This window comes from Streptomyces sp. NPDC051051 (assembly GCF_040682975.1).
Classification (GTDB): Bacteria; Actinomycetota; Actinomycetes; order Streptomycetales; family Streptomycetaceae; genus Streptomyces.
Window position 1 is genome coordinate 42,615 of the sequence record NZ_JBFBCB010000035.1, and the last position, 23,234, is coordinate 65,848.

Consider the following 23,234-nt stretch of genomic DNA (forward strand, 5'->3'; position numbering starts at 1 on the left):
CCGGAATGCCACCGGTACCCCTCGCGGTACACCGCCCGGCTGCCGGACCGGGCACACCCGGTCCGGCAGGCGCCGACACCCGTACGGCGGTCTCCGGCCCGCGCCGCGGCCGAACCGGTGGTCCGATCGGTGGGGCGACGCGGTTCACAGGCCTGTCGCACCGGGTGCGGGGCACCAGGGCACCCAACATCCCATGACCTGAAGGAGCTGCGCAGATGGCGAAGGACCTGACTCCCAAGTACACCGTTCCGGGCATCGAGCGGGAGACCGCCGGCCGTCTCATCGGCGCGCTGCGCCTGCGGCTGCACGCCCTGAACGATCTGCACCTCACCCTCAAGCACGTGCACTGGAACGTGGTGGGGCCCCACTTCATCTCCGTGCACGAGATGATCGACCCCCAGGTCGACCGGGTGCGTGAGATGGCCGACGACGTGGCCGAGCGCATCGCGGCCCTGGGCGGAGTCGCGCAGGGCACGCCCGGCGCGCTGGTCGAGGAGCGGACGTGGCAGGACTACTCCATCGGACGGGACAGCGCGATCGCGCACCTGGGCGCCCTCGACATGGTGTACACCGGCCTGATCGAGGGCGTACGGAGCTCGATCAAGGAGGTCGGCGACCTCGATCCCGCCACCGAGGACCTGCTGATCGAGCAGTTGCGGGACCTGGAGCAGTTCCAGTGGTTCGTCCGTGCCCACCTCGAGAGCGCGAACGGCACCCTGGCGACGGCCGACGCCGGCACCGAGCGCGAGGCCGCGGCGCGCGGCGCCGCACTGGACTGATCGCGGGGACGGCCGGGCCCCGCTCGCCCGCCGGCCGCCGTGCGGGTCGCGGGGCGGGCGAGCGGGTCGCGGGGCTCCGGCGGCGGCGTCCGCGCGAGCGGTCGGCGTCGGTGCGCGGTCGGCGTCAGGGCGCGGGCGCGGTGTCCGACTGGTCGGTGTGCCGCCCGGCACGGGGCTGGGGCTCGGTGAGGTACTCGGCGGTACCGGTGAGCTGGAGCATGCGCTCCAGGTGGGCGGGCCGGTTGTCGAGATGCAGGGTGATGCCGGCCGGGTAGGTCCGCCGGCGCAGCATGAGCAGCATGGCCAGCCCCGTCGAGTCGATCAGGGTGAGGTCGGCGCAGTCCAGGTGCAGGTCCCGCAGCGTCGCCCCGTGCTCCCGCTCGTGGTCCTCGATGGCGCACGTGAGCAGGGCCGGGAAGTGCCCGGCGTCATGGTCGAGTTCACCCACGACCGCCAGGGTGAGGGCGCTCGGGTCGGAGGTCGCGGTGGTGATCCGGAAGGGGACGTGCGTGCTCATGCGGGTGTTCCTGTGCCGGTGACGGAGAGGGTGGTGGCGAACGAGTCGAGGGCCGGCGCCGTCTCGTTCAGGAAGCGCCGGGCGCGGGGGAAGTCGTACAGGTGGCCGGCGAGTACCGTCAGGCCGAGGTGGAGCCACTCGACGGGGACGCCTCGCGCGGTGAGGATGCCGGTGGTCCAGCCGACGAACCGGGCGAAGATGTCCGGATCGTCGAAATAGAGGGCCGTGGCCAGGAATTCGATGATGTGCTGGAGGTCCTCGGCCGTACGGTCCTGCTGCTCCGGGGTGTACGACCACAGCACCGGGGACCGCTCCCACAGGTCGTGCAGCACCTGCCGTACCAGGGCGGCCCTGGTACCGGTGATCAGTGTGTACTCCTGGTCGGCCAGGTGCGGCAGGTCGTCGACCTGGTGCCGCGCGGCCGTCGCGTACGGCTTCTCGACACCTGCCTCCAGCGGGTCGGCGGCGTGCCGCGCGTGCGCGGCCCAGCCGTCTGCGCGCACGGCGCGGGCCTCGCGGCCGTCGGGACCGAACGCGGCGCCGCCCACCAGGACGGGGACGCCGATCGACCGGCACGCCGTGAGCGCCGCGTGCGCCGTGGGCAGCCGGGTGGGGAGCGACGCCGGGAGCAGGACGGCCTCGGGCGCGGTGGCGTGCAGGTGGGCGACCGCGCCCGCCTCGTCCGCGTCCACGGCCGCCGCCCACAGCCGCTCGCGCAACGGAGCGACCTCGCGATCGGTCGTTCGCGCATCGGTCATGCGCCCTCTTCCTCCGTCCAGTCCTGCGCGGCCCGGGCCCGGGCGGTGTGTCCGTCCACGAGGTGGAGCCGTCCTCGGTTGTTCGTCGGGCTGGTGATGGCCAGGGCCGCCATGTCGTCGTGCCCGCTCCCGCCCAGCCACCGTGCCGCGAGCATCTGCACGCGTTCGACCACCGCTTCCGCCGGCATTCTCGCGCATTCGGCCAGGGCTGCGCGCAGCCGGTGATCACCGTACATCTGGTCGCCCGGGGGACCGCCGCGGGCCTCGGTGAGCCTGAGGTCGGTGTCCTCGACCAGCCACCACACCACGTCGCCGTCGAGGGCCGGGCCGGTGGTCGGATGGACCCGGAAGGTGCGCTCGTCGATCGTCCCCTCGGCCGGCTCCGGCGGGCGGGTCCCGGTGCCCGTCCGCGTCAGCCTGTGGTGCGCGTCGGACAGCCAGGACGGCACGGACCGCTCCGGCCGGTCGTCGGCGGACCGGGCAGGATCGAGCGGGCGGCCTCGTTGATCTCGACGACGTCGCCCCGCGTCCCAGGACGAGAACCGGGTGGAGGCGTCGTTCCAGGTGGCGCCGACGCTGCCGACGCCACCGTGGGGACGGGTGGGGAACCCGGTGAGGAGATCACGAGCGGGTGGGGACGCGCGGTGCGCTTCCCCGCTCCCTTTCCTACAGCGGGAAAATGTTGTCTTCCGACAACCGTCTCGCAGTCGGCACGGCGCGCGCGACCTCCCGCTGCCGGTCTCCACCCGCACGTGCGAGCCCGCGCAGCAGCGCACCCCGCCCGCGGTCGGGCACGGTCCACAGGGTCTGACCCGCGACCCCCCAGCGTTCCAGAAGGGCGTTGGCGGCGAGGAAGCCGCTCGTGGCCGCCCGTTCCATGAGGGCCACCGGCAGGTCCGTGCGGACCAGGTCGCCGGCGACCACCAGCCCGGGGTCGGTGGTGCGCACGGTCGGCCGCCCGCCGTGTCCCCCGACGGGGAACAGCGGGCAGTCGGCCCGCCACTCGTGACGTGCGTCGACGACCCGCGCCGCGCGCGTCTCCGGGTACACCCGGTGCAACTGCTCCAGCAGACGGCGCTGTTCGACGTCGTGGGAGGCCCGCTCCGGCAGGGCGTACGCGTGCAGTTCCACGACGGAGCCCCCGGTGCGGGCGGCCCAGCGCGCCGCCTCGCCCTCCCAGCGTTCCAGCACGCTGACGTTGTCGAGGGAGCCGTAGCCGCTGGTGCCGAGGAAGCCGGGCCGGTCGGCGGCGACGGGACGGTCCAGCCACAGGCGCGAGACCAGGAAGGGCGGGGCGTTGCGGAGCCCGGCCACGCGTTCGCGCCACGGGGCGTCGGCCAGCCGCGGGGAACCGGCGACGACGGAACGCAGGCCGGCGGTGTCCAGGGCGAGGACCACGGTGTCGTACCGCCGCTCCTCGCCCGCGGCGGCCACGAGGAAGCCGCCGTCCCCGGTGGGTTCGACCGCCTCGACGGGCGTACCGGTCCGCAGTTCGGCGCCGTGGCCCTCCAGGTAGCCGGCCAGGGGGTCCCAGAGCGCGGCGGGAAAGGGCTCGTCGGGCACGTCGAAGAGCAGGCCCTCGGCGGAGCCGAGGAAGTAGATGTGGAACATCAGCACCATCTCCGCCGCCGACAGGCCACGGGGGTCGGCGAAGAAGCTCCGGGAGAACACCTCGAACGCGAGGTGGTGCGCGGCCTCGGGGAAGCGGACCGACCGCAGGAAGTCGTGGGCGCTGATGTCGTCGAGGCGCGTGTACACGTCCGGCACCCGCACGTCCAGCAGGGGCAGCGCGGCGACCGGGTTCATGCGGGCGAGGTCGCGCAGGCCGAAGGTGGGGCTCAGCGCGACGAAGCCCAGTGCGCTCCACGGCGGGGTGCGCGGCACGTGCCGGAAGCTGTCGTGCGTGCCGCTGCTGTGGCGCAGCGGGTAGTCGGGCAGGCCCTTGAGACGGCGGAGCCCCGGATCGGTGCGCCGCAGCAGTCCGCGCAGGTTGTAGTACTGGCGGAAGAAGGCGTGGAAGCCGCGGCTCATCGTGACGGTGCTGCCGTCGGCCAGGGTGGTCGGCCACCCGGCCAGGCGTCCGCCGAGGGCGGGTCCGCGTTCGTGGAGCGTGACGCGTACGCCCCGTTCGGCCAGGGCCGTCGCCGCCGCCAGGCCGGCGATGCCGCCGCCCACCACGGCGGTGGTCGGCCGGTGGTCACCGGTGAGCGCGGGCGCGCCCGGCCGGGGGCGGATCGTGCGGGCCATGCGGTCCCTGCCGCGGCGGGCCGCCTCGGACCGACGGGCCGCCGTCATCGCCCGACCGCCGTTTCGGAGCCCGGCCGGCGGGCGACCACGGTGTGGGTGATGCCGGTCTGCCAGCCGGGCAGGGGCAGCGCCCGCACCTGCTCGAAGCCGGCGGAGCGCACCCTCTCGGTGAAGGCTTCCGCCGTGTCGAACCGGACGACGCTGTGCCAGAGGTGGCGGTACAGCTCGCCGTCCCCGAGGACGGTGGCGACGGGCTGGACGAAGCCCCGGCACACCGCCGTCCACACCACGCGGTGGACGGCCCGGCCGCTGAGGGTGTACTCGTGGACGGCGAGCCGCCCCCGCGGCCCGAGCGCCTCGCGCACCGCGGCTAGCACCGCGTCCGGGTCGGTGGCGTTGCGGAAGAGGTAGGCGGCGAAGACCGCGTCGAAGGGGCCTTCGACCCCTGCCTCCGCCAGGCGTTCCGCCGGGGCGTGCACGAAGCTCACCTCCTGCCGCCACCGTTTGCGGGCCGCTTGTTCCAGCATGCCGGCGGAGGCGTCCACCGCGGTGATCCGCGCCTCGGGGAACACGGCGGCCAGGGCGGCGGTGGAAGCGCCGGTGCCGCAGCCCAGGTCCAGGACGCGCAGACCGGCTCCGCCGTGCGGCAGGCCGAGGCGGCGCGCGGAGCGCCGCAGATGGGCGTGGTAGCCGGGATTGGCGGCCACCAGGGTGTCGTAGCTGCGGGCGGCATGGTCGAACGCGGCGGCCAGGTCCGCGTCGCGCAGCAGCAGGGTCATGAGGTCTCCTCGGTGGCGTGGGGCGGACTGTCGCGCGGACGTCGCCGGTCCGGCGGTCAGGGGCGGGGGAAAGGGGTGCGGGGCAGGCGGGACAGGTCCATGACGGAACGGAGCATGGGCAGCACGGGGGTGCGCGCGCCGACCGAGAGGTCCTCGTGGAGGCGGGTGCGGCCGTCCAGGAAGCGCAGCAGCCGCTCCGCCGGGACCCGGGAGAAGAGCCTCGAGAAGACCTCGGCGCCGCCGACGCGTCCGCTGTCCAGAGCGCGCAGCAGCACCGCGTCCATGGCGCGGGAGCGGGCCGAGTGGGGGGCGGGGGGCAGCGGGTGGCGGCCTGCGGCCAGCGCTGCCGCGACGGCCCGCGTCTGGCGCTGGACGGCGGCGAAGGTGTAACCGGTCGACGGACGGGTGGCACCGCCCGCCGCGCCGATCCGGAAGACCGAGGGCGCGGTGCGGCGCGCGAACCGCGCGTCCGTCATGGGGATCACGCCGGTCTCCGTCGCGGTCACCTCGAACGCCCCGAGCCCCAGCACGCCGTGGGTGTACCGGTCCAGCGCGGCCTCGTAGGCCGTCCGGGTCAGGGGCGCGCCGGAGAACTCCGTGTACTCGACGAGGGCCTCGCGGGGGCTCGTCGGCAGGACGTAGCCGAATGCCAGCCCGTGCGGAGGCTGCGGGACCCGGAAATCCATGAGGTCGACGGAAGCGGGGTCGAACGCCGGCTGTGCCGTGCGGACGAACCAGCCGTGGAAGTGCTGCAACAGGGTGGTGCGGGCCGCCGGCAGGCTTCCGAGCGGCCGGGAGTCGAAGACCCAGCGGGTGCGCACGGTCAGCGGGCGGCCGTCGGCGGTGCGGGCCCGGATCTCCGCTCCGCCGGCGGTCCCGTCCACCGTCTCGACGGTCGCCTCGATGCGGCGGACGTGGTCGCGGTGCGCCAGTTCGCGCCCGACGAACGCCTCGAAGTCGTCGGAGCGGATCATCTTGTAGCGCAGGGGCGCGATGCCGTCCTCGATGGTGCGCCCTTCGGGGGTGTGGACCCGCAGGCGCTGCCATGCGGCGGTCAGGACGGCGTCGTAGGGGCCCGGCCCCGGCTCCCAGAAGCACCAGGTGCGGCTCGGCGGGCGCAGCGGGCCGGGCGGGGGTTCGAACAGGAGCACCGACGGCCGGTGGGCCGGGTCGGCGCGTGCCAGCCGGTACGCGAGGGACAGTCCGGCAGCTCCGGCGCCCACGATGGCGACGTCCGCGTCCCGCACGTGTCGCGCCCTCCCTGTCCTGTCCGTCCGGTTCGGCCCCGTGTCCGGGCCCTGTGCCCAGCATTCCCCTCCGGGCGGCCGGGCGGATGCAGGCCGGGCCGGACCGTCGGCCGTGCGGCGCACCGCGGACGGATCGGCGGGCGTGGTGCGGCGGGCGGATCGCCGACGGCCGTGCGGCGCTCACCCGGTCGTGCGTCCCCTTCCGGGACGGTCAGCGGGGTCGCATCGATTGTGCGTCGCATCAGCCGACACGGGCCTGCGGGTCCTCCTCCCGTACGCGCGTGCCGAGCCGGTGCAGGCCGCGGCGCGCGTGGCTCTTGACGGTGCCCAGGGGCCAGCCCGTCAGCTCGGCGATCTGGCTCTGGGTCAGGTCGCAGTAGAAGGCGAGGGTGAGGACGCGGCGCTGCGGAGCGGGCAGCCTCGCCAGTTCGTGGGTGAGCACGACGCGGTCGAGCACGGCGTCGGGCTGGGCGTGCCGGTCGTCGGCGGTGACGGACAGCCGCGCTCCCGCCGCCGCGACGAGATCGGCCCGCCGGGTCCGCGCCGACAGGGCGTCGGCGATCTTGCGCCGGGTGATGCCGACCAGCCACGCCGACAGCGGGCCGCGCTCGGGCCGGAATCCGGAGCGGCCGCGCCAGGCGGCCAGGAACACCGTCTGTGTCACGTCCTCCGCCTCCCGGGCGTCACCCAGACTGCGGCGTGCCAGCGTGTGGACCAGTACTCCCCAGCGGTGGTAGGCGGCGGCCAGACAGGCTTCGTCACCCCTGATGAAGCCCGCCGCCAGTTCGTCGTCGGTGAAGAAGTCCTGGGCGGGACCCGCCGTCGCCGGAAGGGTCCGCTCGGTGACCTGCTGTGCCGTCATGGTGGCTGCTCCTCGTGCGAGCGGTCGTCCGCGTCTCGTCCGGGCCCGGCCGGTGCCGGCCGTCCGCACCCGCGGAAGCCGGGGACCCGGGGCCGCTCGGAGCGACCTTGGTTCCTTCACCATGCGGAGCGATGAACCGTCGCAACAACTCGCAGCGTCTTTGCGTCGTTTTCGTGCGCGCTTCCGTCGGCCCCCTTTCCCCGATCCCCTCGATGCGGAGCGGAAGCGGAACAGAATCGGTCCGCGAGTCGCTCGTCTGGCGCATCCATGACCGTCCCCGGCGCGGAATGACTTCAAGTCAGGGCCCACTGCGATCACGACGGGAGGAACCGGCATGCGCCCCAGCACCGCGAGACACGACTCCGCGGCGGACACACCGTCCGGCACTTCCCGCGCGCCCCGGCCGGGTCCGATGGGGACCCGGCCGGGGCACGCCGATCGCGGCCCCTCCCCCGACAGCCGACCGGAAGGCGCCATGCCCGCCCGTTTCCCGCTGGACGTCAGCGACCTGTCCGCCCTCGACGACGACGTACCCGGAGCCGTGGGACGTCTCCTCGACCATCTCCTGGCAGAGCGCGCGGAGCAGGCCGCCGCGCTGGACCCCGTGTTCGCACGGGACCTCGCCGAACGCGTCAGGCGCTTCACCCTGGACGGCGGCAAACGGATGCGGCCCCGGTTCGTGTGGTGGGCGCTGCGCGCCTGCGGCGGAGGGGCGGACGAGACGGAGAGCGCGCTGCGCGTCGGCGCCGCGCTCGAACTGATCCAGACGTGCGCGCTGATCCACGACGACGTGATGGACGGCTCGGCGTTCCGCCGCGGCCGGCCCGCCCTGCACGCGGACGTCACCGCCCAGTACGCCGGCACCGTGCCCTGCGCCCAGGGCCCCCGGTTCGGCGAGGCCGCCGCGATCCTCGCCGGGGACCTGGCCCTGGCGTGGGCGGACGACGTCGTCACGGCGACCGAGGCACCCGTGGCCATCGCCCGCGCGGTGCGCGAGGTGTGGAGCGCGATGCGCACCGAGATGGTGGCCGGCCAGTACCTGGACGTACAGGGGCAGGCCACGTCCTCGCGTTCCCTCGCGCGGGCGATCCGCGCCGCGTGCCTCAAGAGCGCCCTGTACTCGGTGGAGCGTCCGCTGGCCCTGGGCGCCGCCCTGGCGGGCGCCGACTCCGCGCGGACCGGGGCGCTGTGCTCGGCGGGCCGCTGCGTGGGCATCGCCTTCCAGCTGCGCGACGACCTCCTCGACGCGTTCGGCGGCGACCGCCGGACCGGCAAACCGGTCGGCGGCGACATCCGGGCGGGCCGGCCCACCTACCTCATGGCCGTGGCCCAGGCCCGCGCGGAGGCGAGCCGCGACCGCGGCGCCCTCGCGGTGCTGCGCCGGTCCGTCGGCCGGGCGGACCTGCCCGACAGCGGTCTGGCCGAGGTGCGCGACGTCCTCGTCGCCCTCGGGGCGCGCGACACCGTCGAGGCGAAGATCGAGCGGCTGGTGGCCCAGGGAATGCGCCACCTCGACTCGGTCGTGCTCGACCCCGTGGCGAGGCGGCGTCTGACGGGGCTGTTCCACGCCACCGCCGGGACGTCCCCGGCCGCGCCCCCCGCGCCCCCCGCGCCCCCCGCGTCCGCTTCGACCGGTCCGTGGGACGGCCCGGCCGCCCCGGACGACGACGTACCCCCTCCCCCGGACGGGGGCACGACCGTCCCGCTGCTGCTCACCGAAGGGGCCCCGCGATGAGGACCGTTCCCGGACGCACCGACCACGTCGTCGTGGTCGGCGCCGGACTCTCCGGCCTGTCGGCCGCGCTCCACCTGCTGGGCGCCGGCCGCCGCGTCACGATCGTCGAACGCGACGCGCTGCCGGGCGGACGCGCGGGGCTCCTGACGCGCGGCGGCTACCGCATCGACACCGGTCCGACCGTCCTGACCATGCCGGACCTGGCCGACGAGGCCTTCGCGGCGGTCGGCGAGAACCTGCGCGACAGCGTCGACCTGATTCCCCTGCACCCCGCCTACCGGGCGCTGTTCGCCGACGGCAGCCGCATCGACGTGCACACCGACGCGGACGCGATGGAAGCGGAGGTCGAGCGCTTCGCGGGGCCCGGGGAGGCCGCGGGGTACCGCAGGCTGCGCCACTGGCTGGAGCAGCTCTACCGGGCGCAGATGCGGCGGTTCATCGACACCAACTTCGACTCGCCCCTCCAGTTGCTGACGCCCGACCTGGCCCGGCTCGCCGCGCTGGGCGGCTTCGGCCGGCTCGACGCGCGCATCGGCCGCCATCTGCGCGACGAAAGGCTGCGCAGGGTCTTCTCCTTCCAGGCGCTGTACGCGGGCGTCCCGCCGGCCCGCGCCCTCGCCGCGTACGCGGTCATCGCCTACATGGACACCGTCGCCGGCGTGTACTTCCCGCGCGGCGGCATGCACGCGGTGCCGCGCGCCATGGCCGACGCCGCCGCGCGGGCCGGCGCCGACCTGCGGTTCGGACAGGACGTCGTCCGGCTGGAGCGCTCCGGCAACCGCGTCACCGCCGTCGTCACCGCGGACGAGCGCATCGCCTGCGACGCCGTGGTCCTCACCCCGGAGCTGCCGGTCGCCTACCGGCTGCTCGGCCGGACGCCCCGCCGCCCCCTGCGGATCACCCACGCGCCGTCGGCCGTCGTGCTGCACGCCGGGACCGACCGGACGTGGCCCGAGCTCGCGCACCACACGCTCTCCTTCGGTGCCGCCTGGCACCGCACCTTCGACGAACTCACCCGCACGGGTGAGCTGATGAGCGACCCGTCGCTGCTGATCACCCGGCCCACCGCCACCGACCCGACGCTCGCCCCGCCCGGACGGCACCTGCACTACGTCCTGGCCCCCTGCCCGAACACGGACATCGGACCGGACGCCGCCGCCTGGGGCGAGCTGGCCCCGCGCTACCGCGACGACGTGCTGCGGGAACTGGAGCGGCGCGGGTTCGACGGGATCGCCGCGGCCGTCGAGGACGAGACCCTGGTGACGCCGGCCGACTGGCACGCCCAGGGGCACGCGGCGGGCACGCCCTTCTCGGCCGCCCACACCTTCGCCCAGACCGGCCCGTTCCGCCCGCGCAACCTCGTCCGCGGCACCGACAACGTCGTGCTCGCGGGCTGCGGGACCACTCCGGGCGTCGGCGTGCCGACCGTCCTGCTGTCGGGCAAGCTCGCCGCGGCCCGCGTCACCGGCCGCACGGCTGCGGCCCCGCCCTCCCGGCGCGGGCGTTCCGCGCTCGTCACCCCGGAAGGAGCCCCGTCATGACCGCCCGCGAACTGGACGCGGCGGGCATCGCCGAGCCGGCCCTGCGCGCCGCCTACACGCGCTGCCGCCTGCTCAACGCCCGGCACGGAAAGACGTACTTCCTGGCCACCCGGCTGCTGCCGGTGGAACGGCGTCCGGCCGTGCACGCCCTGTACGGTTTCGCGCGCTGGGCCGACGACATCGTCGACTCGCTGGAGACCGACGTCCCGCCGCACCGCCGCGCGTCCGCGCTCGCCACCCTCCAGGAGGGGCTGGAGCGGGGTCTGCGCGGTGGCGGCAGCGGCGACCCGGTCGTCCTCGCCCTCGCCGACACCGCCCGCCGGTACGGCATCCCCCACGGGCACTTCCGCGACTTCATGGCCGCCATGCGCAGCGACCTCTCGGTCACCGACTACGCCACCTACGACGAGCTGCGCGCTTACATGCACGGCTCGGCGGCCGTGATCGGACTGCAGATGCTGCCGGTGCTGGGAACCCTCGTCCCGCGCGAGGAGGCGGCCCCGCACGCGGCCGCCCTCGGCGTCGCCTTCCAGCTGACCAACTTCCTGCGCGACGTGGGCGAGGACCTCGACCGGGGCCGCGTCTACCTGCCCGCCGACCTGCTGGGGAGCCACGGTGTCGACCGGGACCTGCTCCAGTGGTCCCGCCGCACCGGGCGACGGGACCCCCGGATCACCGAGGCGCTCAGGGCGTTCGAGGACCTGACGCGGGGGGTGTACCGCGAGGCGGCACCGGGGCTCGCCATGCTCGACCCGGTGGCCCGTCCGTGCATCCGCACGGCGTTCGTGCTGTACGGCGGGATCCTGGACTCCGTCGCCGACGACGGGTACGCGGTCGTCCACCGCCGTGCCGTGGTGCCCCGCCGACGGCGTGCCGCCGTGGCCCTCGACGGTCTGGTCCGCGTGGCGGCCGCCCGTGCCGCGGCCCGGCGGAAGGCTCCGCCCGGCCCGCCGCGGCCGCCCGCCGGGCTGCCCGGCACGCACGGCACACCGCACGCGCCGGAACGTGAGCACGAGGAGGTCGCATGAGTCCCGACCGTTCGGACAGGCGCGAACGACGGTTCCCGCTGTCACTGCGCAGGAATCCGGTGTCCTGGGAGCGGCAGCGCCCGACGTGGCGCGAGGCGCGGCCCGCCGTGATCGCGCGGGCGCTGAAGCGGGCGCAGGCACGCCCGTCCGGCAACTGGTACGTCGTGGGTGCCACCCTGGACGTCCGTGACGACCGCCCCCTCGCGCGCACCGTCGCCGGGCGGGAGGTGGTCGTCTGGCGCGACGCCGAGGGCCGGCTGGTCGCCGGGCCCGGTGTCTGCCCCCACCTGGGCGCACCGCTGCGGGACAGTCCGGTGCGCTGCGGCACCCTGGTCTGCCACTGGCACGGGCTCGCGCTGCGGGGCGGTCCGTTCGCGGGCTGGGAACCGCTGCCCGTGCACGACGACGGTGTGCTGGTGTGGGTACGGCTGGACGACGTGGGCGGCGAGCCGCCGCTGGCGGCGCCGGTGGTGCCGGTCCGACCGGCCCTGTCGGGCGCCGTGTCCGCGGTCTACGTGGGCGTCGGCACGTGCGAGCCGGAGGACGTCGTCGCCAACCGGCTGGACCCGTGGCACGGGGCCTGGTTCCACCCGTACTCGTTCGTCGACCTGGCCGTGGTCGAGGACGACGCCGGCGCGGCGGCGGACGGGGACGGTTTCACGGTGGACGTGTCCTTCAAGCTCGCCGGACGGCTGGTCGTGCCGGTCCGGGCGGTGTTCACGGCGCCCGAACCGCGCACGGTCGTCATGCACATCACGGAGGGCGAGGGCCGGGGGTCGGTCGTCGAGACGCACGCGACGCCCCTCGGCCCCGACGACAGGGGCCGGCCGCGGACCGCGGTCGTCGAGGCGATCGTGGCGGCCTCGGACCGTCCGGGATTCGCCGTGGCCCGTACGGTGACGCCGCTGCTGCGGCCGCTCATGCGGGTGGCCGCCGGACGCCTGTGGCGCGACGACCTGGCCTACGCGGAACGCCGCTGGCACCTGCGTTCCACGGGCCGCTTCCCCGGCTGACGCTCTCGCGGCCGTCCCCCGCCGCACGCACGAGCGGCGGGGGCGGCCGGTCCGGGCGGGTCCCGGCGCCGAGCCGCATCCGGCGCCGCCCGGTCGGCGGGGCGCGGTCGGCGGTGCACGGCAGCAGCGCGGGGCAGCGCCACCGGCACCGGGCGTGCCGGGCACCGACCCGGCCGGATCCCGACGGCTCGCGCGAAGGCACCGCGGCGACGCCTCCGACCGCGGCGCGGGAGGGCGACACCTCCGACCGCGGTGGGCGAGGTGACGGCCGACCGGGGTCCGACATACGTCCACTCCGTCACTCGATGGAATATCCACCGATCTTCGAACCCGGCGCAGAGCCATGCTCGGAAACGCCTTCACGGCGAAAGCACTCGGGCATGGGGGAAGCGGCATGACGCACACGACACCGCGCGGTCCGGGGCGGGAGGAGCAGGCGCTGCTGCTCGCCGCCGGTCTGGCGGACCTCGCGGCGCACGCGGTCGGTTCGGCCTTCGGGACGCTGCGCGGGCTGTTGCGCCGGTCCGACGCGGCCGACCTCGCCCAGACCGCCCGGCAGGAGCTCCAGGCCCGCGGCAGACTCGCCCTGGACCGGTACGCGAGGGTGCCGCCGGCCCACCTGGAGGTGCTCGCCCGGCACAAGCTCGCCCGCGCGAAGGCCGATTCCGATGTCTGACGCATGGGATCCCGCCGCCTTCCGGGCCCGCGTCGACACCGTCCTGCGCGGCCGGCTGGCCGAGGAGGCCGACCTGCTGGTGGCGGTCGACGACGACCTGGAGCCGGTGGCGGAGCGGCTGCGGGACGCCGCCGGGCGCGGCAAACGCCTGCGGGCCGCGTTCTGCTACTGGGGCTGGCGGGCGTCCGGGCAGCCCGACAGCGACGCCCTCGTGCGGGCCGCGGCCGCCATGGAACTGGTGCACGCCGCCGCGATCGTCCACGACGACCTCATCGACGACAGCCCTCTGCGCCACGGGGTTCCCACCGTCCACGTCGCCTTCGCCGCGGTCCTGGCCGGACGCCCCGACGCCCGCCCGGCGGGCCGGTCCCTGGCCCTGCTCGTGGGCGACCTCCTGATGTCCCTGGCCGGGCAGCTGTTCGTCACCAGCGGACTGCCCGTCGCCTACCTCGGCCGTGCCCGCGGCCTGTGGGCGGCGCTCGCCCGCGACCTCGTCGCGGGCGAGTGCCTGGAGATCCTGCGCACCGGCGGCCGGCCCGACACCGCCGCCTCCCTTCAGGTGATCCGCCACAAGACCGCCAAGTACACGGTCGAACAGCCCTTGTTGATCGGCGCGCTGCTCGCCGGTGCCTCGCCGGCGCTGCGCGGGGGCCTGTCCGCCTACGGGCTGCCGCTGGGCGAGGCCTTCCAGCTCCGCGACGACCTGCTGGGCCTGTTCGGCGACCCGGCGCGCACCGGCAAGGCCGGCCTGGACGACCTGCGCACGCACCGGCCCACCGCCCTGCTCGCCGAGACGTGGCACGCCGCCGGCCCGGCGCAGCGCGAACGCCTGCGCGGTGTCCTGGGGCGGCGCGACCTCGACGCCGGCGACCTGGACGACGTACGGGAACTGATGCGTGAGGTGGGGGCGCCGCGGCGGATCGAGCGGATGATCCGCACGCGGGTGGAGCAGGCCACGCGCGCGCTGGACGACGTTCCCGTCCCGCCGCAGGCACGGCGGGTGCTCGGCGACCTCGCGCACCGGGCCACCGACCGCCTCCACTGACGCCCCTTCCCCCATCCCGCGACCGGGACCCGCCGGCCCACGGACGCCGTCCGACGAGGAGACCCGATGACCTTCACCGAGACGTCGATGGACGCCCTGCGCCGCGGCGGCGACGAACTGGCCGACGCCGTCGTGGCCACCTTGTTCGAGCGGGGGGAGGTGGGCACGTTCAACACCCTGATGCGCCATTTCTCCACCGCCGGCCAGGAGTTGCCCGACGGGCTGCCCGAGGTGGCCCGCGAGTACCTGCACGCGACGAGCACGCCGCCGCACTGGGTGGACTGGGCGGAGATGGAGAGGGCCAGGCTGTTCTTCATCGACAACAACGTGCACATCTCCACGGCGCTGTCCTTCGCGTCCATGCCCGCCTGCTACCTGGTCCCGCACGTGGCCCGGCTCCTGTCGGCCACGCACGGACTGAGTTATCCGTCCAAGCGAATGGCGGAGACGGGCCAGTTCACCGTCCTGCTGATGCGGCCCGACGCCTTCGAGGCGGGCAGCCGGTTCATCCCCGCCGCGCAGAAGGTGCGTCTGCTGCACGCCTCGATCCGGCACCACCTCACGCGCGAGAACCGCTGGGACGTACCGGCGCTGGGGGTGCCGATCTGTCAGGAGGACATGATCGGCGGACAGATGTTCTTCTCCCTGCTCGTCCTGGACTCCCTCCACCGCCTCGGCATCCATCTGTCCGCGGAGGGCGCGGAGGCGTACTTCTACGCCTGGCGTGTCGTCGGAGCCATGCTCGGCGTCGACCAGGACGCCGTGCCCCGCACCCTGCCGGAGGCCCGCCGGTTCCTGGACCTGTACATGATGCGCCACATGGGGCCGTCCGCCGAGGGATCCCACCTGACCAGGCAGCTCATCGACCTGTACGAGGACGTCGTCCCCGGCACCTTCTTCGACCCGGTGGTGTCCGCCCTGATCCGCCACCTCGTCGGGGACACCTGCGCGGACTGGCTCGACGTCCCGCGCACCCCCTGGGACACCCTCGTGCAGGCCGTCCCCCACCTCCTCGGGGTCCTGGAGTCGATCGAGGACCGCTCGCCGATGGGCGGCTGGGCCCTGGACCGCCTGGGGCACCTGACCACCGTCCTGGAGTTGTCCTCCCTCACCCGCGGCCGCGTCATGCACTACGCCATCCCCGAGCAGCTCAGGAAGGAGTACGGCGTCCCCGACGGACCGGCCGGGGCCGGCCGCTGGACGCCGCCGCCCGCCACCGTCTCCTGACCGCCGCTCCTCGGGCGGCGGGCGGGCCCGGGCAAGCCGGGCGGGGCGGTGCAGACCTCCCCAGGCGCACCGCCCCGCCTCACACGGACCACGTGTGCCCACGAAACGGATCTGCACACCCCGGTCCCGCCCGGACTTGTGTGCGGGTGCCCGCCGACGGCCCCGGGAGGGCCGCGATCACGCCGGGTGCCCGCCCCCGGCGCCGGGAGGGCTGCGATCATGCCTGGGGGTTCCCGGTCCGGCCGGGAGCGCGCCCCGGCCCGTCCGCCCCTTCACCCCGCAGGAGTACGCATGCACCTCGACGTCGACGCGATCCGCGCGCTGATCCCCGCCCTGAGGTCCGGTACGGCCCGCTTCGACGCGCCCGGCGGCACCCAGACCCCGCAGCCGGTGATCGACGCCATGGCCGAGGCCCTGGCGCACCCGCTGGCCAACCGGGGGCACGTCACGGAGGGCGAGCGCAACGCCGAGGACATCGTGCTGGCGGCCCGCCGGGCGATGGGCGATCTGCTCGGCACCGACCCGGGCACCGTCGTCTTCGGCCGCAGCGCCACCCAGCTCACCTACGACCTCGCGCGCACCCTGGCCAGGACCTGGGGCCCCGGTGACGAGGTGGTGGTCACCCGGCTCGACCACGACTCCAACATACGGCCCTGGATCCAGGCCGCGGAGGCGGTGGGCGCGACCGTGCGCCGGGCGGACTTCGACCCGGGAACGGGTGAACTGGCCCCGGAGCGGATCGAGGAGGTCCTGTCCCCGCGCACCCGGCTGGTGGCGGTCACCGCGGCGTCCAACCTCCTGGGCACCCGCCCCGACATCCCGGCCGTCGCCGAACTCGCCCACCGGGCGGGCGCGCTGCTGCACGTCGACGCCGTGCACTACGCCTCGCACGCCACGGTCGACCTCGCCGCGCTCGGCGCGGACACGCTGGTGTGCTCGCCGTACAAGTTCCTCGGTCCGCACCTCGGCGTCCTCACCGGCCGGGCGGCCCTGCTGGAGTCGCTGCGGCCGGACAAGCTGCTGCCGTCCGCCGACACCGTTCCCGAGCGCTTCGAGCTGGGCACGCTGCCGTACGAGCTGCTGGCCGGGGTCCGGGCCGCCGTGGACGTCCTCGCCGCGCTGGTGCCGGGCACCGGGGGCGACGACCGCCGGGCGCGGCTGGTCGCCTCCTTCGCGGCGGTGGAGGCCCACGAGGAGGCGCTGCGGGAGCGCCTGGAGGCCGGACTCGCGCAGGTCGGCGGGGTGTCGGTGTACTCGCGGGCCGCGCGGCGCACCCCGACGCTGCTGTTCACGGTGGCGGGCCGGCGCCCGGCGGACGTCTCCCGGCATCTCGCCGGGCACGGGGTGGACGCGCCGGCCGGTTCGTTCTACGCGCTGGAGGCGTCCCGCCACCTCGGACTGGGGTCCGAGGGCGGGGTACGGGTCGGGCTGGCGCCGTACAGCTCCGCCGAGGACGTGGACCGTCTGCTGGAGGCGCTCGCCGTCCTCGGATGAGACCCCGGTGGGGACGTGCCGAGTGTCCCGGATCGGCGTAGCGTCCTTGATGGGAGAGGTACGGCACGTCCTGCGGGGGTGTGCCGCACCGCGCGTGGAGTCGGCGGCCGCCCGCGGCGGTACGGGAGACCTCCCTGCGACGCTGGAGGTGCCTCGTGACCGACCCGGGTGGTCCGGCCGCCGACGCCGGCGGCCTGGACGCCGCGTTCGTCGAGACCGTACGCCGCACCGGCGCGTCGATCGGCGCCCTCTACCTGCTCTCCCCCGACGAGCAGGTGCTCTCCCTGGAGGTGCTGTGCGGGGCGCCCGCCGAGCTGGCCGAACCGTGGACGCGCGTGTCGATGGCGGCTCCGGCGCCGGTGGCCGACGCGGTCCGCGAGGGGCGCATGGTGTGGGTGGGCAGCCAGAGCGAGATGGCGCGGTCCTATCCGCGCACCGCGATGGCACTCCCCTACCCGCTGGCCCTGGCCGCCGCGCCGGTCACCGGCGTCCGCCGCTGGGGAGCCCTGCTGCTGATGTGGCCGACCACCCGTCCCCCGTACATGACCGGGCGCGAGCGGGAGAACATCGTGTCGAGCTGCCGACGGCTGGCTCGGCTGCTCGAGGAGGCCGTCGGGCGCGGCAGGCCGCGGGCCGGTACCGGCGGGCCGCGGGTCCTGCCCGCAGGGGCCGGGCGCCGGGACGCCGGACCCGCGATGGCGGCGGCCGACTTCGTGGAACGGCTGCCGGGCGGCAGCTGTGCCCTGGACCTGGAGGGGCGCTTCACCTACCTCAGCTCCGGAGCCTGCGCCCTGCTCGGGCGCGACGCAGGCGAGCTGCTGGGCACGCTGCCGTGGCAGTCGCTGCGCTGGCTCGACGACCCCACCTACGAGGACCGCTACCGCGCCGCGGTGCTCAGCCGCGTCCCCGTGTCCTTCACCGCCTGCCGGCCGCCCGGCCAGTGGCTGGAGTTCCACCTCTACCCGGACGCCAGCGGCATCAGCGTCCGGATCGTCGCCAGCGGCGAGCAGGCTCCGGCCGTGTCGGCGCCCCGCCAGGTGGTGAGCGGCGCGCCGGCCCGGATGGGGCAGCTCTACCAGCTCACGCATCTGGCGGCGGCGCTCACCGAGGTCGTCGGCGTCCAGGACGTGGTCGACCTGGTCGCCGACCAGATCATGCCCGCCTTCGGTGCCCAGGGACTGGTGCTGTCCACCGCCGAGGCCGGCCGGCTGCGGATCATCGGGCACCGCGGCTATACGCCGCAGACCATCGAGCGCCTCGACGCGCTGCCGCTGGACACGGGGCTCACCCCGGCCGGGCATGCCCTGGACAGCGGCATCCCGGCGTTCTTCTCGGACCCGGAGGAGATGCTGCGCGTCTACCCCGAGGCGCCGAGGATCAGCGGCAAACAGGCCTGGGCCTTCCTGCCGCTGATCCTCTCGGGCCGCGCGGTCGGCATCTGCGTCCTGTCCTACGAGCACCCGCACGACTTCCCGGCCGCGGAACGCGCCGTGCTGACCTCGCTCGCCGGACTCGTCGCCCAGGCCCTGGACCGGGCCCGGCTGTACGACACCAAGCACGACGTCGCGCACGGCCTCCAGCAGGCGCTGCTCCCGCGCACGCTGCCCTCGATCGACGGTCTGCAGGTCGCCGCCCGCTATCTGCCCGCCACCCACGGCATGGACATCGGCGGGGACTTCTACGACCTGATCCGCCTCGACGGCACCGCCGCGGCCGCCGTCATCGGCGACGTCCAGGGCCACAACGTCGCCGCCGCCGCGCTGATGGGGCAGGTCCGCATCGGCGTGCACGCCCACACCGCCCTCGGTACTCCCCCGGACCGGGTCCTCGCCGGAGTCAACCGGCTCCTGACCGATCTCGCCCCCGACCTGTTCACCAGCTGCCTCTACGCCCGTCTCGACCTCGCCGGGCGGCAGGTCTCGCTGGCCAGTGCCGGCCATCCGCCGCCCCTGCTGCGGCTGCCCGGCCACGCCACCCGGCCCCTCGACGTGCCGCCGGGCCCGCTCCTGGGGATCGACCCCGACGCCGACTTCCCCGTCACGCGGATCCCGCTCGTGCCGGGGCTGATGCTCGCCTTCTACACGGACGGGCTCATCGAGACCCCGGGCGTCGACTTCGAGGACTCCATGAACCAGCTCGCCGAGGAGCTGGACCGCGCCGACGACCGGGACCTGGACGCGCTGGTCGACACCCTGCTGCGGACGTCCGCCACGGCCGGGCAGCGCACCGACGACGTGGCCCTCCTGGTCCTGCGGTTCACGGGCGGCCACTGAGCGGGCGCCGGTCCGGGACCGCACGGGCGACCGGTCAGAACAGGCGCTCCTGCTCGTGGGTCGCGGCGTCGCGCCGCCGGGGCCGGGCCGGGGGCCGCCGGGCGGGCGCCTCGTCGCCGAAGAGGGGCGTCGTCCCGCACTCGTCCGGCTCGGCGGGTACGGCGGCGCCACCGGTGCGGACGTTCAGCCGCAGCGGCGCCTCCCGGTCGAAGTCCCCCGGTGTCATGGCCGTCCACGCGCGGCCCGGCTCCTCGCTCACGCCCCGCTCCTTCCCCGGCTCCGCCGACCGGACGCCCCCGGTGCACATCCTGCCCGACCGGCCAGGCTTCCGGTCGGGCGGCGGGGGGCGCGAACCTACTGGACGATGTCGGCGTGCTGCGGCACGACCCGGGTGAGCCGCAGCACGCCCCACAGGATCAGCAGGACCCCCGCGGCCTCGGGGAGGAGCCACCAGCCGGTGCGGGCGTGCTCGTCGAACAGGACGGCGAGCACGGTCATGCGATCACCATGCCGCGACCGGCGGGCTCGGCAGGGGAGGCGGATATTGAAGGGAAGGGTGTTCCCGTCGCCGGTCCCGGGCGGGACGCCGAAGGCCGGGCACGGAGCGGAGCGACGGTGAGCGCGTCGAGAGAACCGGGCGGGGCGTCGGCGGCCGGCGGGGAGCGCCGCGGCGCGCCGCCGCTGCGGTGGTGGGTCGTGCTGTTCTGGCTCGTCGCGGTCACGGTGCTGCTGGCGGTCATCGGGGTCTTCCTGGACCGCGAGACCAGGCTCGCGCCCTTCCTCGTGGTGCTGCCCGCCCTGATCGCCGGGCGGGGCGACGTGCGCCAGACGGCCGTCGCCTCCACCTGGGTCACGGTGATGATCGCCGCGGCCCTGTTCGACACCGCGGACGACACGATCGGCGCGGCGACGGCGACCGTCGTCTTCGCCCTCGTCTTCAACGGGCTGAGCGTGGCGCGGGCCGCCCAGCGGGTCCGCAGCGACCGGGAGATCGCCCGGCTGCGGTCCGCCGCGGCCGCGCTCCAGCGGCAGCTGCTGCGCCCGTTCCCGCTGATGACGGACCAGCTCATCGTGCACGGCGTCTACCAGCCGGTGGAGGAGGACAGCCGGGTGGGCGGCGACGTGTACGAGGTGGTGTCCTCGCCGTACGGCAGCCGGGTCTTCATCGCCGACGTCCAGGGCAAGGGACTGCCCGCCATCAGCGCGGCCTTCTCGGTGCTCAGCGCCTTCCGGGAGGCGGCCGTCGCCGAGCCCACGCTGACCGCCGTCGTCGACGCCCTGGAGGACGCGGTGCTGCGGCACAACTCCTTCGCGGCGCAGGCCGGCGAGAGCGAGCGGTTCGTGACGGCGCTGGTCCTCGGCGTCGGCGCGGACACGGAGGTCCAGGCGATCAACTGCGGTCATGTCGCGCCGCTGATGCTGCACGGCGACCGGGACGGTCCGGTGCTGAAGGAAGAGCCGTGCGTCCCGCTGGGGCTCGACGCCCTGTCTCCGCAGCCCCGCACGGTCGAGTGGTTCGCCTTCCCGCAGGGCAGCACGCTGTTGCTGTGCACGGACGGCGTCACCGAGGCGCGCGATCCGTCGGGGGACTTCTATCCGCTGGAGGAGCGGGCCGCGGCCTGGGACGACGTCCGCCCCGGTGATCTGCCGACGACCGTCTACCGCGACCTGCGCCGGCACGCGAGGGGCACGCCGGGCGACGACACCGCCCTGATGGTGCTGCGGAGGCGGTCGGGCACCGGGGCGACCGACGAGCCCTGACGGGCCCCGCCCGCGCGGCGCCCGCCCCGGAGCGACCGCCCGCCCGGAATGCGTAAAGTGGTACGTCCGTGGCCGTACGTCACCCCTTCGGAGCCCGCATGCCCGCCCCGTCGGTCGGCCCGGACGGCGATCCCGACGCGCTGTTCGGACTCGACGCCCTCGAACCGCCCCCGTCCCGCGCCCGCTCCCGCTCGTCGTTCCGCGACTCCGACACGGCGCGCCGGCTGCTGCCCGTGCGGGAGATCCACGCCGAACCGGCCGCCGCGGCCTCCGCGCGCGGCCGCGAGATCATCGCGCGTTTCCCCGGCGCCCGTCTGGTCGGCATCGACTCCCACTGGCGCGTTCCCGGGCTGCACGGCAACGAGGGGAACGTCGCACGGTGGGTGCGCGTCAAGGGCGAGACCCTCGTACTGGGCGAACGGAAGACGCTCACCACCCGCCCCAACGGGCGCTCGGCCGACTGGATCGCCCCCGGTCCGTCCAACGGCTGCGCCCTGGCGTGCGCGTACTGCTACGTGCCGCGCCGCAAGGGCTACGCCAACCCCATCACCGTGTTCACCAACATCGACCGGATCATCGCCCACCTCGGCCGGCACATCGCGCGGCAGGGCCCCAAGCGGGAACCCAACCAGTGCGACCCCACGGCGTGGGTGTACGACATCGGGGAGAACGGCGACTGCTCGGTGGACGCCCTCGTCTGCGACAACACCGCCGACCTGGTGCGCGCCTTCCGCCACTGGCCCACCGCCAAGGCGTCCTTCGCCACGAAGTTCGTGAACCCCGACCTGCTCGCCCTGGAGCCGCGGGGCCGGACCCGGATCCGGTTCTCCGTGATGCCCGAGGCCGACGCCCGTCTCCTGGACGTGCGTACCTCACCGGTCGCCGCCCGGATCGCCGCCGCGGCCGACTTCCTGGACGCCGGTTACGAGGTGCACTTCAACCTCTCCCCCGTCGTCCTGCGGCCGGGCTGGCGGGAGGCCTGGGCCGACCTGCTCCGGCACCTGGACGACGTGCTGCCCGAGCGGGTCAGGCGGCAGGCGGCCGCCGAGGTGATCATGCTCACCCACAACCGTGAGCTGCACGAGGTGAACCTGGGCTGGCATCCCCGTGCCGAGCAGGTGCTGTGGCAGCCGGATCTCCAGCAGGCGAAGCGCTCCGAGAACGGCGCGCTGAACGTGCGCTACCGCGACCGGACCAAGGCCGAGGCGCTGAGCACCCTGCGCGACCTGATCGGTGCCCACGCGCCGTGGCTGCGCATCCGCTACGCCTTCTGAGCCGGTCGGGGTCGGTGCCACGGCCGCGGGGGGCGCGGGTTCAGGGCGGGGGCCGGGCGTCCCGGTCGGCCCGCCCGCCGGCCCCGAGCAGCCCCGTGGGGCGGAAGGGCTCCTCGGCCTCGAGCCGGGGCAGTTCCCGCCGGGCGATGCGCAGCACCAGCGGCGGCAGCGCGGCCCGCGCGATCTGCGCGAGGCGCAGCCAGGCGGGCACGTAGACCGCGGTGCTGCGGCGTTCGACGGCGCGGGCGAGGACCTCCGCGACGGTCTCGACGGGGTACACGCGCCGGGCGGGGGCGGGCATGTGGGCGCGCAGTTCCCGCAGGACGGCGTACTGGTCGGCGTCCCGGATCATGTCGGTGTCGGTCCAGTTCAGGTAGGCGATGCCGACCGCCACGCCGCGGTGCGCCTCCTCGGCCCCCAGTGCGTGCGCGAAGGCCTCCACGCCGGCCTTGGAGGCGCAGTAGGCGCTCATCAGCGGGGCGGCGCCGAGGGAGGCCAGGGAGGCGATCTGGAGGTAGTAGCCCGCCGTCTCGCGCAGGTCGGGCAGGAACGTGTGGGCCGTGAGGGCGCTGCCGGTGAGGTTCACGTCGACGACGCGGCGCCAGGAGGCCGTGCCGGTCCCGCCGAAGGGGCCGCCCTCGGCGATGCCCGCGTTCGCGACGACGGCCGACGGCGGGCCCAGCCGGGTGCGGACGGCCTCGGCGGCGTCCAGCAGGGCCGCTTCGTCGGTGACGTCGGCCTCCACGGCGAGGGCCGGCGTGGGCAGCGAGGCGGCGACCGCCTCCAGGGCGGGCCGCTCGTGGCCCAGCAGGGCCACGCGCGCGCCGCGGCGGGCGAGGGCACGGGCCTGGGCCGCGCCCACTCCCCGCGCGGCACCCGTGACGACGACGGTGCGGTTCTCCAGGGGGCTGTGCGCCACGGCGCGGTGCACCCCGCTCCTGTGGGTCACGGTCTTCAGGGGGGTGTGCGCCACGGCGC

Annotated in this window: 21 protein-coding genes and 1 pseudogene; 12 read left to right on the forward strand and 10 right to left on the reverse strand. The window is 75.2% G+C overall.

What is annotated here, in order from left to right; genetic code table 11:
* Positions 1 to 215: 215 nt before the first annotated feature.
* Positions 216 to 779, forward strand: coding sequence for a DNA starvation/stationary phase protection protein (locus AB0N31_RS24755; protein WP_366060596.1), 564 nt, complete (start codon positions 216 to 218; stop codon positions 777 to 779).
* A gap of 124 nt (positions 780 to 903) precedes the next feature.
* Here AB0N31_RS24755 and AB0N31_RS24760 read toward each other — a convergent pair whose 3' ends face one another.
* The 7 genes and pseudogenes from AB0N31_RS24760 to AB0N31_RS24790 all read right to left on the reverse strand — a co-directional run bounded on the left by AB0N31_RS24760 (position 904) and on the right by AB0N31_RS24790 (position 7,189).
* Positions 904 to 1,296, reverse strand: coding sequence for an STAS domain-containing protein (locus AB0N31_RS24760; protein WP_366060597.1), 393 nt, complete (start codon positions 1,294 to 1,296; stop codon positions 904 to 906).
* A complete protein-coding gene (locus tag AB0N31_RS24765) occupies positions 1,293 to 2,054 on the reverse strand; it encodes a hypothetical protein (RefSeq protein ID WP_366060598.1) in 762 nt (253 codons plus the stop codon). Before AB0N31_RS24765 ends, AB0N31_RS24760 begins: the two co-directional genes overlap by 4 nt.
* Positions 2,051 to 2,326: pseudogene (locus tag AB0N31_RS24770) on the reverse strand (SpoIIE family protein phosphatase); the annotation flags it as partial. The gene AB0N31_RS24765 and the pseudogene AB0N31_RS24770, both read right to left, overlap by 4 nt.
* 394 nt (positions 2,327 to 2,720) lie before the next feature.
* The gene (locus AB0N31_RS24775; protein WP_366060599.1) at positions 2,721 to 4,301 is read right to left on the reverse strand and encodes an FAD-dependent oxidoreductase; all 1,581 of its coding nucleotides are present in this window, start codon (positions 4,299 to 4,301) and stop codon (positions 2,721 to 2,723) included.
* 44 nt (positions 4,302 to 4,345) lie between these two features.
* Positions 4,346 to 5,080: a class I SAM-dependent methyltransferase gene (locus AB0N31_RS24780; protein ID WP_366060600.1), complete on the reverse strand. Its 735-nt coding sequence runs from the start codon at positions 5,078 to 5,080 to the stop codon at positions 4,346 to 4,348.
* 56 nt (positions 5,081 to 5,136) lie between these two features.
* Positions 5,137 to 6,327 carry a lycopene cyclase family protein gene (locus AB0N31_RS24785; protein ID WP_366060601.1) on the reverse strand — a complete coding sequence of 397 codons (1,191 nt, stop codon included), beginning with the start codon at positions 6,325 to 6,327 and terminating at the stop codon, positions 5,137 to 5,139.
* A gap of 241 nt (positions 6,328 to 6,568) precedes the next feature.
* Positions 6,569 to 7,189, reverse strand: a complete 621-nt coding sequence (locus AB0N31_RS24790; protein ID WP_366060602.1) for a sigma-70 family RNA polymerase sigma factor — start codon at positions 7,187 to 7,189, stop codon at positions 6,569 to 6,571.
* Between the two features lie 475 nt (positions 7,190 to 7,664).
* Here AB0N31_RS24790 and AB0N31_RS24795 point away from each other — a divergent pair, with 475 nt between their 5' ends.
* The 9 genes from AB0N31_RS24795 to AB0N31_RS24835 all read left to right on the forward strand — a co-directional run bounded on the left by AB0N31_RS24795 (position 7,665) and on the right by AB0N31_RS24835 (position 19,221).
* Positions 7,665 to 8,924: a polyprenyl synthetase family protein gene (locus tag AB0N31_RS24795; RefSeq protein ID WP_366060604.1), complete on the forward strand. Its 1,260-nt coding sequence runs from the start codon at positions 7,665 to 7,667 to the stop codon at positions 8,922 to 8,924.
* The gene (locus AB0N31_RS24800; protein ID WP_366060605.1) at positions 8,921 to 10,465 is read left to right on the forward strand and encodes a phytoene desaturase; all 1,545 of its coding nucleotides are present in this window, start codon (positions 8,921 to 8,923) and stop codon (positions 10,463 to 10,465) included. Before AB0N31_RS24795 ends, AB0N31_RS24800 begins: the two co-directional genes overlap by 4 nt.
* A complete protein-coding gene (locus AB0N31_RS24805) occupies positions 10,462 to 11,493 on the forward strand; it encodes a phytoene/squalene synthase family protein (protein WP_366060606.1) in 1,032 nt (343 codons plus the stop codon). The genes AB0N31_RS24800 and AB0N31_RS24805 overlap by 4 nt, the downstream gene beginning before the upstream one ends.
* Positions 11,490 to 12,506, forward strand: coding sequence for a DUF5914 domain-containing protein (locus AB0N31_RS24810; RefSeq protein WP_366060607.1), 1,017 nt, complete (start codon positions 11,490 to 11,492; stop codon positions 12,504 to 12,506). The genes AB0N31_RS24805 and AB0N31_RS24810 overlap by 4 nt, the downstream gene beginning before the upstream one ends.
* Before the next feature lie 394 nt (positions 12,507 to 12,900).
* Positions 12,901 to 13,182 carry a polyprenyl synthetase gene (locus AB0N31_RS24815; RefSeq protein WP_366060608.1) on the forward strand — a complete coding sequence of 94 codons (282 nt, stop codon included), beginning with the start codon at positions 12,901 to 12,903 and terminating at the stop codon, positions 13,180 to 13,182.
* Positions 13,175 to 14,227, forward strand: a complete 1,053-nt coding sequence (locus AB0N31_RS24820) for a polyprenyl synthetase family protein (RefSeq protein ID WP_366060609.1) — start codon at positions 13,175 to 13,177, stop codon at positions 14,225 to 14,227. The genes AB0N31_RS24815 and AB0N31_RS24820 overlap by 8 nt, the downstream gene beginning before the upstream one ends.
* A gap of 66 nt (positions 14,228 to 14,293) precedes the next feature.
* Entirely contained in the window at positions 14,294 to 15,454 is a 1,161-nt protein-coding gene (locus AB0N31_RS24825; protein WP_366060610.1) for an oxygenase MpaB family protein, read from the forward strand.
* 291 nt (positions 15,455 to 15,745) lie between these two features.
* Positions 15,746 to 16,948: a cysteine desulfurase-like protein gene (locus AB0N31_RS24830; protein ID WP_366060611.1), complete on the forward strand. Its 1,203-nt coding sequence runs from the start codon at positions 15,746 to 15,748 to the stop codon at positions 16,946 to 16,948.
* 155 nt (positions 16,949 to 17,103) lie between these two features.
* Complete coding sequence (locus AB0N31_RS24835) at positions 17,104 to 19,221, forward strand: SpoIIE family protein phosphatase (RefSeq protein WP_366060613.1); 2,118 nt, start codon at positions 17,104 to 17,106, stop codon at positions 19,219 to 19,221.
* A gap of 34 nt (positions 19,222 to 19,255) precedes the next feature.
* Here AB0N31_RS24835 and AB0N31_RS24840 read toward each other — a convergent pair whose 3' ends face one another.
* Positions 19,256 to 19,480: a hypothetical protein gene (locus tag AB0N31_RS24840; RefSeq protein WP_366060614.1), complete on the reverse strand. Its 225-nt coding sequence runs from the start codon at positions 19,478 to 19,480 to the stop codon at positions 19,256 to 19,258.
* Positions 19,481 to 19,575: 95 nt separating this feature from the next.
* Entirely contained in the window at positions 19,576 to 19,719 is a 144-nt protein-coding gene (locus tag AB0N31_RS24845) for a hypothetical protein (RefSeq protein ID WP_366060615.1), read from the reverse strand.
* A 117-nt stretch (positions 19,720 to 19,836) separates the two neighbouring features.
* Between AB0N31_RS24845 and AB0N31_RS24850 the strand changes: the two genes are divergently transcribed.
* On the forward strand, positions 19,837 to 20,982 hold the full coding sequence (locus AB0N31_RS24850; RefSeq protein ID WP_366060616.1) for a PP2C family protein-serine/threonine phosphatase: 1,146 nt from the start codon (positions 19,837 to 19,839) through the stop codon (positions 20,980 to 20,982).
* A 98-nt stretch (positions 20,983 to 21,080) separates the two neighbouring features.
* Positions 21,081 to 22,256, forward strand: a complete 1,176-nt coding sequence (locus AB0N31_RS24855) for a spore photoproduct lyase family protein (protein WP_366060617.1) — start codon at positions 21,081 to 21,083, stop codon at positions 22,254 to 22,256.
* A gap of 40 nt (positions 22,257 to 22,296) precedes the next feature.
* Here the strand turns inward: AB0N31_RS24855 and AB0N31_RS24860 are convergent, their stop codons facing one another.
* Positions 22,297 to 23,175, reverse strand: a complete 879-nt coding sequence (locus tag AB0N31_RS24860) for an SDR family oxidoreductase (RefSeq protein WP_366060639.1) — start codon at positions 23,173 to 23,175, stop codon at positions 22,297 to 22,299.
* Positions 23,176 to 23,234: the final 59 nt, after the last annotated feature.

What these genes read in the sequence shown, in the direction of transcription:
- AB0N31_RS24765 (WP_366060598.1), bottom strand. Translation starts at nt 2,054, where the DNA reads ATGACCGATGCGCGAACGACCGATCGCGAGGTCGCTCCGTTGCGCGAG.
- AB0N31_RS24755 (WP_366060596.1), top strand. Translation starts at nt 216, where the DNA reads ATGGCGAAGGACCTGACTCCCAAGTACACCGTTCCGGGCATCGAGCGG.
- AB0N31_RS24800 (WP_366060605.1), top strand. Translation starts at nt 8,921, where the DNA reads ATGAGGACCGTTCCCGGACGCACCGACCACGTCGTCGTGGTCGGCGCC.
- AB0N31_RS24815 (WP_366060608.1), top strand. Translation starts at nt 12,901, where the DNA reads ATGACGCACACGACACCGCGCGGTCCGGGGCGGGAGGAGCAGGCGCTG.
- AB0N31_RS24775 (WP_366060599.1), bottom strand. Translation starts at nt 4,301, where the DNA reads ATGGCCCGCACGATCCGCCCCCGGCCGGGCGCGCCCGCGCTCACCGGT.
- AB0N31_RS24845 (WP_366060615.1), bottom strand. Translation starts at nt 19,719, where the DNA reads ATGACCGTGCTCGCCGTCCTGTTCGACGAGCACGCCCGCACCGGCTGG.
- AB0N31_RS24805 (WP_366060606.1), top strand. Translation starts at nt 10,462, where the DNA reads ATGACCGCCCGCGAACTGGACGCGGCGGGCATCGCCGAGCCGGCCCTG.
- AB0N31_RS24825 (WP_366060610.1), top strand. Translation starts at nt 14,294, where the DNA reads ATGACCTTCACCGAGACGTCGATGGACGCCCTGCGCCGCGGCGGCGAC.
- AB0N31_RS24795 (WP_366060604.1), top strand. Translation starts at nt 7,665, where the DNA reads ATGCCCGCCCGTTTCCCGCTGGACGTCAGCGACCTGTCCGCCCTCGAC.
- AB0N31_RS24810 (WP_366060607.1), top strand. Translation starts at nt 11,490, where the DNA reads ATGAGTCCCGACCGTTCGGACAGGCGCGAACGACGGTTCCCGCTGTCA.
- AB0N31_RS24820 (WP_366060609.1), top strand. Translation starts at nt 13,175, where the DNA reads ATGTCTGACGCATGGGATCCCGCCGCCTTCCGGGCCCGCGTCGACACC.
- AB0N31_RS24855 (WP_366060617.1), top strand. Translation starts at nt 21,081, where the DNA reads ATGCCCGCCCCGTCGGTCGGCCCGGACGGCGATCCCGACGCGCTGTTC.
- AB0N31_RS24780 (WP_366060600.1), bottom strand. Translation starts at nt 5,080, where the DNA reads ATGACCCTGCTGCTGCGCGACGCGGACCTGGCCGCCGCGTTCGACCAT.
- AB0N31_RS24830 (WP_366060611.1), top strand. Translation starts at nt 15,746, where the DNA reads ATGCACCTCGACGTCGACGCGATCCGCGCGCTGATCCCCGCCCTGAGG.
- AB0N31_RS24790 (WP_366060602.1), bottom strand. Translation starts at nt 7,189, where the DNA reads ATGACGGCACAGCAGGTCACCGAGCGGACCCTTCCGGCGACGGCGGGT.
- AB0N31_RS24760 (WP_366060597.1), bottom strand. Translation starts at nt 1,296, where the DNA reads ATGAGCACGCACGTCCCCTTCCGGATCACCACCGCGACCTCCGACCCG.